We start from the raw sequence: 12,570 nt of genomic DNA, 5'->3' as shown, positions 1-12,570 counted from the left end.
CGGCGAGCCTCGTCCTCAACGGTCTGCGCGTGCACATCGAACCGGCCGGCCATCGCACGCATCGCGTCCGGGTCGGTCATAAAACGTGTTGCCATGATTCTTTCTCCCTACTTGCTCGAAATTCGTTGTGGTAGCCGGGCGCCGACCCGGCAGACACGTGTGTGTGTTGTGGCCCCTTCCGCTACCCGCCAGCCGGCGAACGGGGCATAACCTTGGGGGCTTTGGCGGCTACGGCACCCAGTCCGCGTCCGGCCATCGCGCCCATCAGCGCGTTGCCGAACGGGCCGCCGGGCAACCCGCCACCCGCCGACATGGCCTGGATGGGTGCGCTGACCGTGGTGGCCGGCAGCACCGGTGCGGCACGGACCATGCCGTCGGCCGCCATCGACCAGGCTTGCGGCACTTTGAGCGCGCCCATCGAGGCGGCCTGACCGAGCTTGGCGGAGATGGCGCTGGTGGCCGAGCTGAAGTGGCCGGCCAGTACGCCGACCGCGCCCTGCAGCTTGTCGTTGACGAAGTCACCGATCTGGGTCATCAGGGTGCCGGCGCCGCCGGCGCCGGCCTGCCCGGCCAAGGTGCCAGCGGTCCCGGCCGTACCGCCCATGCGGGCGAACTGCATCAGCATCGGCAGGAATCTCACCAGCATCATCGCGGGCCCGGACATCGTGTTGATCGGCGACATCATCGAGGTGATGGTCGTGGCCGCGACCTTGTCGCCGAACATCGCCGAGGGCAGGCCGACGGCGTCGATCAACCCGCCGACGGTGGCAAAGTCGTAGCCCGCGGGCGGGGTGACCGGAACACCGGTCCCGGGGACCGGACCACCCTCAGCCGATCCCGGCGTGGTCGCCAGCGCGGACTGCGGCGGCGGCGAGACCTGCTGCAGGGCATTGTTGTTGGCCTCGGCCGCGGCACTGTAGGTGTCCATCGCTGCGCCGTCGGTCGCCCACATGGCCTCGTACTGGGCCTCCGTCGCCGCGATCGCCGGGGTGTTCTGGCCGAAGAAGTTGGTCGAGACCAGCGCCAGCAGCATCGCCCGGTTCGCCACGATCGCCGGGGGCGGGACCGACGCGGCACGAGCCGCTTCGAATAGCCCGGCGGCCTGGGTGGCCAGACCTGCGTTGGCTGCGGCAGTGGCCGCAGCCTGCTCCAACCAGGCCACATAGGGAGCGGTCGCGGCGGTCGCCGAGGCAGAGCCGATACCGGTCCACGTCGAATCCAGGTTGGCGATCACCGAGTGGGTCGCCGTGGCCGTCGTGACCAACTCGGCAGCCAGTTGGCTCCATGCCTCTGCGGCTTGAAGCAGCGGAGCCGAGCCCGGGCCGGTATAGATCAACCCGGAGTTGATCTCCGGCGGAAAGATACTGAAACTCATCGATGCGCCCCGCTTCAGCCGGCGGCCGCTGCGTTGACGGCCTCGGTGAGGGCGTAGGCGTTGGCGTTGCTGCTCAAGGTGGCCACGATCTGCTGGTGCACTGCAGTCGCCTGCGCGCTGACCTCCTGGAACAGTGCCCCGTGCGCAGCGAACTGGGCAGCGGTGATGGCCGACACCACGTCGGCGGCCGGCGCGACCACCCCGGTCGTGGGCGCGGCAGCGGCTGTGACCCCTGCGGCCATGGAGTCGCCGATTCCGGAAAGGCTTCCGGCGGCCGCCGTCAGAAACTCTGGCTGAGCGGTAACGAACGACATTGTTCCTCCTGGGGGTCGTGCAAGGCGTCTCTGGGGGGATGTTTGATATTCGAAGTTAGCGTCAATACTTGACGTACGTCACTCTAGCGGACAGTTGTAATAACGGTCTGATAAAGCTGTGGCTGCAGTGACGAACGGCAACTCGGCGCCGGGGCAAAGCACGGGCCCAAGAAGACGGGTTGAGACGTTCACCGCGCAGACGACCTCTCTAAAGAGCTGGGCAGATAGCTGGCCGACCGTTGCGGGAGGGGGTCCCACTGCGGCCGGATGCAGAACGTAACACCGCCGTGAACACCCGGTACAGCGGCGCGACAAACATTCAGTAAAGCTTTGGGATCTGGTCAGACAACGCCGGATTCACTCAGCCGGGGCGTGGGATTCACCGGATTCAACCCGCCCAAGCAGCCCTGGGCGTGGGCGCCGGTGTGCAAAGCTAAGGTGCCCCATCGGTCGGCCGCCACCGGCCCCACGGACAACCCCACGGAGCGTGCGATGACCTTCAACGAGGGTATGCGGATCGATACGAGCACCACCTCCTCCGGTGGCGGCGGCCGCGGCATCGCCGTCGGCGGCGGCGTGGCCGGACTGGTGATCCTGGTGGTGGCTCTGTTGTTGGGAGCCGATCCCGGCGAAGTCCTGAGCCAGCAGCCGGTGGATTCCGCGCAATACAGCGCGCCGGGATTCGATCTCAACAAGTGCCGCACCGGACAGGACGCCAACAAATATGTGCAATGCCGGGTGGTGGCGACCGCCAATTCGGTGGACGCGGTCTGGTCGGACCTGATGCGGGGCTACACCCGGCCACGGGTGCAGCTGTTCAGTGGACAGACGTCCACCGGCTGCGGGGCTGCCACCAGCGCGGTGGGGCCGTTCTACTGCCCGGTGGACCAGACCGCCTACTTCGACACCGACTTCTTCACGGTGCTCGTCGACCGATTCGGTTCCAGCAGCGGACCGCTCGCGCAGGAGTACGTCGTCGCCCACGAATTCGGACACCACGTGCAGAACCTGCTCGGCGTGCTCGGCCGAGCCCAGCAGGGCGCGCAGGGCCCCACCGGCGCCGGTGTCCGCACGGAACTGCAGGCCGACTGCTACGCCGGCGTGTGGGCCCACTATGCGTCGGTGACCAAGCAGGAAGGCACCGGCGTGCCGTTTTTGGAGCCGCTGACCGACACCGACATCCGCGACGCCTTGTCGGCGGCGTCGTCGGTGGGCGACGACCGCATCCAGCAGGCCGCGACCGGCCGGGTAAACCCGGAATCCTGGACGCATGGCGCATCGGCGCAGCGTCAGCACTGGTTCACCGTCGGCTACCAGACCGGCGACCCCGACAAGTGCGACACCTTCGCCGCACGTGACCTGGGTTAGCCCTGGCTGACCGACCCGCGGTGAACACCGAGCTGCTGTTTTCCTACGGCACGCTGCAGCTTGCACAGGTGCAGCGCAGCACGTTCGGGCGCGAACTCGACGGCCGGGAGGACGCGATCGCCGACTACGAACTCGACTACGTCACGATCACCGATCCCCACGTGGTGGCGGTCAGCGGCAGCGACCGCCACCCGATACTGCGCCCAGCGCCAGGCGCATACGTGGCAGGCACCGTGTTCGCGATCAGCGCCGCGGAGCTCGCCGCCGCCGACGACTACGAAGTCGACGCCTATCGGCGAATCGCGGTGCCGCTGCGCTCCGGCGCGCAGGCCTGGGCTTATGTGTTCGCCGACTGAATCGGAGCTGGCTCACCACGGCCGGGTGGCGCAGGAAACGCCGCTGCCCCCCTGCTGCGACACCACCACCTCGCCGTCGACGGCGATCTCGCAGTGAAACTCCGGGTTGATCCGCAGGCCCCCACTGGCGGTGACCAGCGCCCACTGGGCGGGATCGGCCAACGTGGTGGTGTAAACCACCGGCTGGCCGCCGGCGATCGGCACGCGGACGGTCTCGAGGTACTCCGAGGAGTTGGCGTTGTAGGCCGCCATGCTCGGCGGATCGGTCTTGATGTAGGAGATGTTGCCGGTCAGGTCACTGGTGGCGGTGATGGTGTAGGTGACCTCGTGCCCGCCCGCCACGGCGGGCTTCGAGGCTTCGGCTGAGGACTCGGACGCATTCTCGGTCGGCGTGGCGGCCTCGCTCGGGGTCGGGGTGGCGGGCTCGCTGGGGGCCGGAGTGGCGGCCGGGCTGGGGGTCGGGCCGGGCGCCGCCGATTCCGCCGAGGATTCTGTCGAGGGCTCCGGCTCCGCCAAAGCCGTCGGCTGGCCGCAGAGCAGTCCGCCCGCCGTCACCAAAAGCACTGCGCCGAGCCCGGATGTCGCCTTCTGCATCATCGTCATACCCGGAAACGGTACCGGAGTGCCGTCTACGACGAGGGCCGGCAAACGCAAGTCACCGATGGGGCGGCCGCGTCAGCCGCCGCTCACGCGGGCCCGGACCTGGGCCACCACGTCATCGATCGCGACGTCGACCTGCTCGCCGGTGGCCAGGAGTTTGACGCCGACGGTGCCGGCCTGCAGATCGCGGTCGCCGGCGACGAGGGCCACCACGGCCCCGGAACGGTCGGCCGCCCGCATCGCGCCTTTGAGACCGCGGTCCCCGTAAGCCAGATCCACCCGCAGCCCGGCCTCCCGCAGGCGGGCGGCGACCACCGCCAGCTGCAGCTTGGCGGACTCGGAAAGCCCCACGCCGAACACGTCGCAGCGCGTCGAGCGCCCGACGGTTTTACCCTCGGCGGCCAGCGCGAGCAGGGTGCGGTCCACGCCCAGGCCGAAGCCGATACCGGACAGGTCCTGCCCGCCCAGCTGCCGCATCAGGCCGTCGTAGCGGCCGCCACCGCCGATCCCCGACTGCGCGCCCAATCCGTCGTGCACGAATTCAAAGGTGGTCTTGGTGTAGTAATCCAGACCGCGCACCATTCGCGGATTGATGACGTAGGGCACCTGCAACGCGTCCAGATGCGCCAGCACGGTGTCGAAGTGCGTCCGGGCGGCCTCCGACAGGTGCTCCAGCATGAGCGGGGCGTCGGCGGTCATCTCCCGCACATGCGGGCGCTTGTCGTCGAGCACGCGCAGCGGATTGATCTCGGCGCGGCGGCGCGTCTCCTCGTCCAGGTCCAGGCCGAACAGGAACTGCTGCAGCAATTCCCGGTAGGCGGGCCGGCAGGTGTCGTCACCCAGCGAGGTGATCTCCAGCCGGAAGCCCTCCAGGCCCAGGGAACGGAACCCCTCGTCGGCAACTGCGATCACCTCGGCGTCCAGCGCGGGATCGTCCACGCCGATGGCCTCGACCCCGACCTGTTGCAGCTGCCGGTAACGGCCGGCCTGCGGACGCTCGTAGCGGAAGAACGGGCCGGAATAGCAGAGTTTGACCGGCAACTGGCCCCGGTCCAGTCCGTGCTCGATCACCGCGCGCATCACGCCCGCGGTGCCCTCGGGCCGCAGGGTCACCGAACGCTCGCCCCGGTCGGCGAAGGTGTACATCTCTTTGGAGACCACGTCGGTGGACTCCCCCACCCCGCGCGCGAACAGGGCGGTGTCCTCGAAGATCGGCAGCTCGATATCGCCGTAGCCGGCGCGGCGAGCGACCGCCAACAGTCCGTCGCGAACCGCGACGAAACCGGCGGAGGCCGGCGGAACGTAATCGGGCACCCCTTTGGGTGCGGCAAACGTGCTCACGCACTCAGCCCTTCCAGGAACGGGTTGTTACGGCGCTCGGCACCGATGGTGGTCTGGGGTCCGTGACCGGGCAACACCACGGTCGCGTCGTCGAGACACAGCAACTTCCCGACGATCGAGGTCAGCAGATCGCGCCCGCTGCCACCGGGCAGATCAGTGCGTCCCACCGAATTCTGAAACAGTGTGTCACCGCTGAACACCACCTCGGCGGCGTCGCCTTCGACCCGGAAGATCACCGAACCGCGGGTGTGTCCGGGCGTATGGTCCACGGTCACGGCGGTGTCGCCCAGGCCCAGCACCGCGCCGTCGCGATCCAGTTCGATCAGCTGCCGGGGCTCGGTGAACATCACCTTGCTCAGCACACCGAACAACGCCTGCCCGGGAACCGTCCCGAACGAGCGCACGGGGTCGGTGAGCATGTAGCGGTCCTCGGGGTGGATATAGGTGGGGCAACCATAGGTGTCGGAGACCTTCTGCGCCGACCAGATGTGGTCGATGTGACCGTGGGTGAGCAACACCGCCGCCGGCGTCAGCCGATTCTCGTCGAGAACGCGCCGCAGCCTGGCCATCGCGCGTTGTCCGGGGTCGACGACGACGGCGTCCGCGCCCTGCCGCGGCGCCACCACGTAGCAGTTGCACGCCAGCATCCCCGCGGGGAATCCGGTGACCAACACGCCGACCAGTTTCCCATTGCACGCCGGTCCGGCGGTGACGCGGGCAGCCCAGACGCGCTCTGGCACACTTGAGGGCCGACTCAACCAGCGAGCCAGGAGGTTACTGCCGGTGCCCACGAACTCCGAACGACGTGCCGCCGCCAAGCGCAATCTGGACCGACAACTTGAGCAGCGCGCCGAGGCAGCCCGCAAGCAGCGCCGGCTGCTGATAATCCTCGGCGCCGTGGCGTCCGTACTGCTGATCGCCGGGGTGGTGTTCGTCGTGCTGCGCGACGACGACCCGGGCAATGTCAACGCCGGCGGCTCGTCGGGTTCGGAGACCTCGCAGGCCGACTCCCCGGCCGCCGCCGCCGGGAAGCTGCCGAAATTCACCGCGTCGCCCCAGCTGGGCGCCGACTGCCAGTACCCGAAGGGCCGGCCGGCCACCAAACCCGTCGATCCGCCCCGGTCCGGCAAGGTGCCGACCGACCCGGCCGAGGTGAGCGTGTCGATGATGACCGACCAGGGGCCGATCGGCCTGATGCTCAACAACGCCCAGTCCCCCTGCACGGTCAACAGCTTCATCAGCCTTGCCGCCAAGGACTTCTTCAAAGACACCCAGTGCCACCGGCTCACCACGTCGCCGACGCTGAGCGTGCTGCAGTGCGGGGATCCCGCCGGCGACGGCACCGGCGGCCCGGGGTATGAGTTCGACAACGAATACCCCACCGACCAGTACGCCCCCGGAGATCCCGCGGCCCAGCGCGCGGTCACCTACCCTCGCGGCACCGTGGCGATGGCCAATGCCGGCCCCGGCACAAACGGCAGCCAGTTCTTCCTGGTGTACAAGGATTCGCTGCTGCCGCCGCAGTACACGGTGTTCGGCCGGATCCAGGACGACGGGCTGGCCACCCTGGACAAGATCGCCGCGGCCGGGGTGCAGGGCGGCGGCGAGGACGGTCCGCCCGCAACCAAGGTGACCGTCAAGTCGGTGCAGGCCGACTGACGGGGCTATGCCGCTGAGGTCACCCGGTAGACGTCGTAGACACCCTCGACGTTGCGGACCACGTTGAGCAGGTGCCCGAGGTGCTTGGGGTCGCCCATCTCGAAGGTGAACCGGCTGACCGCGACCCGGTCGCGGGAGGTGGTGACCGAGGCGGACAAGATGTTGACCTTCTCGTCGGCGAGCACCTTGGTGATGTCCGAGAGCAGCCGATGCCGGTCGAGGGCCTCGACCTGGATGGCGACCAGGAACACCGAGGAAGGCGACGGCGCCCACTTGACCTCGATGATCCGCTCGTCCTGCTGACGCAGCGCGCTGGCGTTGGTGCAGTCGGTGCGGTGTACCGACACCCCGCCGCCTCGCGTGACGAAACCCATGATCTCGTCACCGGGCACCGGGGTGCAGCACTTGGCCAGCTTGGTCAGGACGCCGGTGGCGCCGGGAACCGCCACGCCGACGTCGTCGGAGTGCCGTTCGCGGCGCGGCAGGGTCAGCGGGGTGGAACGCTCGGCCAGATCATCTTCGGCCTGGTCCACCCCGCCCAGTTGCGCCACCAGTCGCTGCACCACATGGTGTGCCGAGATGTGGTTCTCGCCCACTGCGGTGTAGAGCGCCGAGACGTCGCTGTAGTGCAGTTCGCGGGCCACCGCCGCCATCGACTCGCCGTTGACCAGGCGCTGCAGCGGCAGGCCCGCCCGGCGCACCTCGCGCGCCATCGCGTCCTTGCCGGACTCCAGCGCCTCCTCGCGGCGCTCCTTGGCGAACCACTGGCGGATCTTGGCCTTGGCACGCGGGGACACCACGAACTGCTGCCAGTCCCTCGACGGCCCGGCGTTCTGCGCCTTCGAGGTGAAGACCTCGACCACTTCCCCGTTCTCCAGCTTGCGTTCCAAGGCCACCAACCGGCCGTTGACCCGAGCGCCGATACAGCGGTGACCGACCTCGGTGTGCACGGCGTAGGCGAAGTCCACGGGCGTGGAGCCGGTGGGCAGGGTGATCACGTCGCCCTTGGGGGTGAACACGAAAATCTCTTTGACCGCAAGGTCGTAACGCAGCGACTCGAGGAACTCGCCCGGGTCGGCCGCCTCCCGCTGCCAGTCCAGCAGCTGACGCATCCAGGCCATGTCGTCGATCTCGGCAGCGGTGTTCAGATGCGGAACACCGTTGCGGCCCTTGGCTTCTTTGTAGCGCCAGTGCGCCGCGATGCCGTACTCGGCGGTGCGGTGCATCTCCCGGGTGCGGATCTGGATCTCCAGCGGCTTGCCCTCCGGGCCGATCACGGTGGTGTGCAGCGACTGGTAGACCCCGTAGCGCGGTTGGGCGATGTAGTCCTTGAACCGGCCGGCCATCGGCTGCCACAGCGAGTGCACGACACCGACCGCGGCGTAGCAGTCCCGGATCTCGTCGCACAGAATCCGCAGTCCGACAAGGTCGTAGATGTCATCGAAGTCGCGGCCCCGCACGATCATCTTCTGATAGATCGACCAGTAGTGCTTGGGCCGGCCCTCGACGGTGGCGGTGATCTTCGACTTCGCCAGCGTGTTGACGATCTCAGCGCGGACTTTGGCCAGGTAGGTGTCCCGCGACGGCGCCCGATCGGCGACCAGGCGCACGATCTCCTCGTAACGCTTCGGGTGCAGGATCGCGAAGGACAGGTCTTCAAGCTCCCACTTGACGGTGGCCATACCCAGCCGATGCGCAAGGGGCGCAATGACTTCCAGCGTCTCGCGCGCCTTGCGGGCCTGCTTCTCGGGCGCCAGGAAGCGGATGGTGCGCATGTTGTGCAGCCGGTCGGCGACCTTGATCACCAGCACGCGGGGATCCCGCGCCATCGCAATCACCATCTTGCGGATGGTCTCGGCCTCCGCGGCGGTGCCCAGCACCACCTTGTCCAGCTTGGTCACCCCGTCGACCAGGTGGGCGACCTCGTCACCGAACTCGCCCCCCAGCGCCTCCAGGGTGTAACCGGTGTCCTCGACGGTGTCGTGCAGCAACGCGGCCACCAGGGTGATGGTGTCCATGCCCAGCTCGGCCAGAATGGTCGCCACAGCCACCGGGTGGGTGATGTAGGGATCCCCCGAATGCCGTAGCTGGGTGGCGTGGCGTTGCTCGGCGACCTCATAGGCACGCTGGAGCAGAGCCAGATTGGCTTTCGGATAGTACTGCCGGTGCACCGCCACCAGCGGCTCCAGCACCGGGCTGAGCGCCCCCCGCTGCGCCGTGATGCGCCGAGCGATCCGGGCCCGCACCCGCCGGGAGGCGCTGGTGGGGACCTTGAGCAGGTCGGTGCGCTCGGTGGGCGAATCCTGGGCGACCGCCTCCGAGACCGCAATCGGCTGGCTTGTGTCAGCGCTGGACCGATCGCGGTCGGAGCCCTGGCCCAAGCCCTGCTCCAAGCCTTGTTCAGGGCCCACTGTGCTCACCTCCGACCACGAGAATATCGGCTAAATCAGGTGCAGTCGTTCGAGCCGCAGCGGGGCCACGGCGGCTCGCCCGCCCAGCCCGGCCAACTCCAGCACCACCGCCGCCGCGACCACCTCGGCTCCTGCCCGGGTCAGCAACCGCCGCGTTGCGGCCAGGGTACCGCCGGTGGCCAGAACGTCGTCGAGGATCACCACACGCCGACCGGCCAGGTCGACTCCGTCCGCCGGGATCTCCAACACCGCGGTGCCGTACTCGAGCTGGTAGCGCTCCGAGAGCACCGGCGGCGGCAACTTGCCGCCCTTGCGCACAGCCAGGGCCCCCCCCCCGAGCCGGTCGGCGACCGCCCCGGCCAGCAGGAAACCGCGGGCGTCGATGCCGGCCACCAGGTCTGCTCCGGCGGCGGCCCGTGCCAGGGCATCGGTGACCACCGTCAGGCCCGCCGCGTCGGCGAACACCGGGGTGAGGTCCTTGAAGGCGACCCCCGGCGTGGGGAAATCGGGCACCTCGCGGATCAGCGCCGCGATGATCTCGCCGGCGCCCGCCGCGGACTCCGCGTGGCTCACGGTTTGAGCTCCCAGCGGTCCATGTTCCAGCCCGCGCCCCACCGGGTGGGGTTGGCCGCCACACCGTAGGTCTTCTTCGACGACAACAGGGTGCGCTGCTGGCGGTAGAGGGGCAGGGGGGGCATGTCCGCCCACAGCACGGGGGCGCTCTCGCCGAGGAGCCGGACCATCTCGGTGGGGTCGGCTGTGACGGCCAGGGCCGAGATGATGCCGTCGATCTGATCGTTGTGGTAGCCGGACAGGTTGTTGCCGTTGCCGCTGAACAGCTCGTAGGCGTCCACGGCCGAGGATCCGCTCGAGCCGCTGCCGGTGGAGCCCCCGGTGCTGGCGAGCAACACGTCGATGCGTCCCTCGCGCAGCGCCTGCGGGCCGATGCTGTCGGCGGCCACTTCGGTGACGCTGACGCCCGCCGGCGCGCACGAGGCGGTGATCGCTCCGACCACCGCCGCCAGGCGGGTGTTGGGACCGCGGTAGCCGATGCGCACCGCCAACGGCCTGCCGTCCAGCGCATCACGGGCCGCGTCGGGGTCCGCGCGGGCGAACTGCTGGGCCTCGGGCACGTTCTCGGCCTGGTCGAAGGCGTCGTCGATGGCGGTGTTGAGCCGGGAGTTCACCACCGGAAGACCCGCGTCGCCGGCGATGACGTCGCGCGGGGTGCACAAGGCCACCGCCCGGCGTGCCGGAGTCTCTGAGAGCGGGCCCGTGGGCGCGAAGATGAGCTGTTGGATGCCGCCGGACGGGCTGTCGGTGCTGTCGTAGTCGTCCGGGGGGATCAACGACCCGGCGGAGCCGGTCGCCACGTCGACGACCTCGATGACGCGCTTGTTGACCCGCTCGGCGATGTCGGCGGTCTGCGGCCAGACCGTGACCCGTTTGGTGACCGGCTTGGCGCCCCACCACAGGTCATTGGCCACCAGCACCACCGCGCCGCCGTCCAGCACCGCGTCGATTTTGTAGGGCCCCGACGACGGAAAATTCCGCAGGTCGGCGTTGTGGTCGAGCTGCCAGGTGGTGTTCCAGGCCTCGGCGATCCGGGCGATCACGTCCTCGGCGGGGCCGAGCCTGCCCAGCACGGCATCGGTGGTGTTCACACCGAGCTTGTCGGCGATGATGTGCGACGGCATCATCGAGGTCGCGGTGAACAGTTCCTCATAGTCGACGATGTTGCGATCCGGGAAGAACGACACCCGTGCCTTCTTGGTGCCCGGCTGGCATTCGATGTTCTCGATGTCGAGGTAACCGGCGCGGCTGGCGGCGTCGAATCCGGCGAACCGGCCGGACTGGGCGGCCCACGCGAGCACCAGGTCGTCGCAGGTGATGGGCTCGCCGTCGGAGTACACCGCCGCGTCGGAGATCTGATAGTCCAGGACCAGCGGGGCCCGACCCACCACCGAGATGCTGCCGAAGTCGTGGTCGGTGACGATCTGACCGTCCGGGCCGTGATAGCCGAAGCCGATCAGCGTGCGGGAGAAGGCCTGCGGCCCCGCCGACGCGGCGCCGGCCACGGTGGTGCTGTTGTAGGTGCTCAGTCCGCCGTCGACGGCGTAGTCGATCTGGTCGACGGTGGCACTGGTGCACGACGGCACCGACGCAACGCCGAGGCCGGTGGCGATCGCCACCACCCACGCCGCAGCGCGCCGACAGCGGACCGCCATCGCCGGTTACCGGCCGGCGCCCGGCTTGCCGGTCGGACGCTGGCTGCGCCGGCTGGTAGGCCGGGCCGGCTTTGCCCCGGGGGTCGGGGCTCCCGGAGCCGTAGACACCGCGACCTGCTCACCATCGTCTCCGGCGGGCTCGGTGCCGTTGTCGCTGTCGGAATCCTCCGCACCGTCGCCAGCCGCCGGCGCCGCTTTGGTCCCGGCCGCGGCGTTACGCCGCCGCATCACCCGGCGGTTGTGGTTCTGCACCAGCTCGGTGCGCTCCCGCAGGGTCACCAGCAGCGGTGTGGCCAGGTAGATCGACGAATAGGTACCCACGACCACGCCGACGAGCTGTACCAGGGCGAGGTCTTGCAGGGTTCCCACGCCCAGCAGCCACACCGCGACCACCATCAGCGACATGATCGGCAGGGCCGAGATCAGGCTGGTGTTGATCGACCGCATGAAGGTCTGGTTGACGGCCAGGTTGGCTTCCTCGGCGTAGGTGCGCCGGGTTTTGTGCTCGAACCCGCTGGTGTTCTCCTCGACTTTGTCGAACACGATGACGGTGTCATAGATGGAGAACCCCAGGATGGTCAACAAGCCGATGACGGTGGCCGGCGTGACCTCGAACCCGACCAGGGAGTACACGCCGGCGGTCACCAGGATGTCGAAGACCATCGACACCATCGCCGACAGCGTCATGAACCACTCGTAGCGCACGGTGATGTACAGCGACGCCAGCAGCAGGAACACCACCAGCGCGATGACCGCCTTCTGGGTGATCTGCCCGCCCCAGGTCTCCGAGACCGCCGAGTCGCTGATGGCCTGCTTGCTGGGCTGCCCGTCGGGGCCGTTCGGCTGGAAGGCCTCGAACAGGTCGTCGCGCAGCTTCTCGGTCTGTGCGTTGGTGAGCGTCTGTCTCTTATACACATC

12 protein-coding genes and 1 pseudogene are annotated in these 12,570 nt (G+C 68.8%); 3 read left to right on the top strand and 10 right to left on the bottom strand.

All coding sequences use genetic code 11. The features are described from left to right. The 3 genes and pseudogenes from LI92_RS22435 to LI92_RS16285 form a co-directional block, all read right to left on the bottom strand. Window positions 1–95, bottom strand: a pseudogene (locus LI92_RS22435) (WXG100 family type VII secretion target); the annotation flags it as partial. Between the two features lie 86 nt (window positions 96–181). Further along, complete coding sequence (locus LI92_RS16290) at window positions 182–1,375, bottom strand: PPE family protein (protein ID WP_046320616.1); 1,194 nt, start codon at window positions 1,373–1,375, stop codon at window positions 182–184. A 14-nt stretch (window positions 1,376–1,389) separates the two neighbouring features. After that, complete coding sequence (locus LI92_RS16285) at window positions 1,390–1,689, bottom strand: PE family protein (RefSeq protein WP_046320614.1); 300 nt, start codon at window positions 1,687–1,689, stop codon at window positions 1,390–1,392. Window positions 1,690–2,181: 492 nt separating this feature from the next. On the opposite strand from LI92_RS16285, the gene ypfJ reads away from it, so the two are divergent. Further along, entirely contained in the window at window positions 2,182–3,057 is an 876-nt protein-coding gene (gene ypfJ, locus LI92_RS16280; protein ID WP_046320620.1) for a KPN_02809 family neutral zinc metallopeptidase, read from the top strand. A 20-nt stretch (window positions 3,058–3,077) separates the two neighbouring features. Continuing rightward, window positions 3,078–3,413: a gamma-glutamylcyclotransferase family protein gene (locus tag LI92_RS16275; RefSeq protein WP_046320612.1), complete on the top strand. Its 336-nt coding sequence runs from the start codon at window positions 3,078–3,080 to the stop codon at window positions 3,411–3,413. A gap of 12 nt (window positions 3,414–3,425) precedes the next feature. Here the strand turns inward: LI92_RS16275 and LI92_RS24655 are convergent, their stop codons facing one another. The 3 genes from LI92_RS24655 to LI92_RS16260 all read right to left on the bottom strand — a co-directional run bounded on the left by LI92_RS24655 (window position 3,426) and on the right by LI92_RS16260 (window position 6,028). Next, complete coding sequence (locus LI92_RS24655) at window positions 3,426–4,016, bottom strand: Rv2576c family protein (protein ID WP_152665511.1); 591 nt, start codon at window positions 4,014–4,016, stop codon at window positions 3,426–3,428. 72 nt (window positions 4,017–4,088) lie between these two features. Further along, the gene (gene hisS / locus LI92_RS16265; protein ID WP_046320611.1) at window positions 4,089–5,354 is read right to left on the bottom strand and encodes a histidine--tRNA ligase; all 1,266 of its coding nucleotides are present in this window, start codon (window positions 5,352–5,354) and stop codon (window positions 4,089–4,091) included. Beyond that, window positions 5,351–6,028: an MBL fold metallo-hydrolase gene (locus LI92_RS16260; protein ID WP_046320610.1), complete on the bottom strand. Its 678-nt coding sequence runs from the start codon at window positions 6,026–6,028 to the stop codon at window positions 5,351–5,353. The genes hisS and LI92_RS16260 overlap by 4 nt, the downstream gene beginning before the upstream one ends. Before the next feature lie 109 nt (window positions 6,029–6,137). Between LI92_RS16260 and LI92_RS16255 the strand changes: the two genes are divergently transcribed. Then, a complete protein-coding gene (locus LI92_RS16255) occupies window positions 6,138–7,013 on the top strand; it encodes a peptidylprolyl isomerase (RefSeq protein WP_046320608.1) in 876 nt (291 codons plus the stop codon). Between the two features lie 5 nt (window positions 7,014–7,018). Here the strand turns inward: LI92_RS16255 and LI92_RS16250 are convergent, their stop codons facing one another. From LI92_RS16250 to secF, 4 genes are all read right to left on the bottom strand, one after another. After that, window positions 7,019–9,343, bottom strand: a complete 2,325-nt coding sequence (locus LI92_RS16250; RefSeq protein ID WP_046320618.1) for a RelA/SpoT family protein — start codon at window positions 9,341–9,343, stop codon at window positions 7,019–7,021. 111 nt (window positions 9,344–9,454) lie between these two features. Further along, window positions 9,455–9,997: an adenine phosphoribosyltransferase gene (locus tag LI92_RS16245; RefSeq protein ID WP_046320606.1), complete on the bottom strand. Its 543-nt coding sequence runs from the start codon at window positions 9,995–9,997 to the stop codon at window positions 9,455–9,457. Continuing rightward, the gene (locus tag LI92_RS16240) at window positions 9,994–11,652 is read right to left on the bottom strand and encodes an ABC transporter substrate-binding protein (protein ID WP_046320605.1); all 1,659 of its coding nucleotides are present in this window, start codon (window positions 11,650–11,652) and stop codon (window positions 9,994–9,996) included. The genes LI92_RS16245 and LI92_RS16240 overlap by 4 nt, the downstream gene beginning before the upstream one ends. A gap of 6 nt (window positions 11,653–11,658) precedes the next feature. Beyond that, window positions 11,659–12,570, bottom strand: a 912-nt coding sequence (secF, locus tag LI92_RS16235) for a protein translocase subunit SecF (protein ID WP_046320604.1), incomplete at its 5' end; no start/stop codon positions are given.

It is taken from the genome of Mycobacterium sp. UM_Kg1, assembly GCF_000972925.1.
Lineage (GTDB): Bacteria > Actinomycetota > Actinomycetes > Mycobacteriales > Mycobacteriaceae > Mycobacterium > Mycobacterium hiberniae.
The sequence above is the reverse complement of the archived record's forward strand: the minus strand, read 5'-3'. Positions and strand labels throughout refer to the sequence as shown.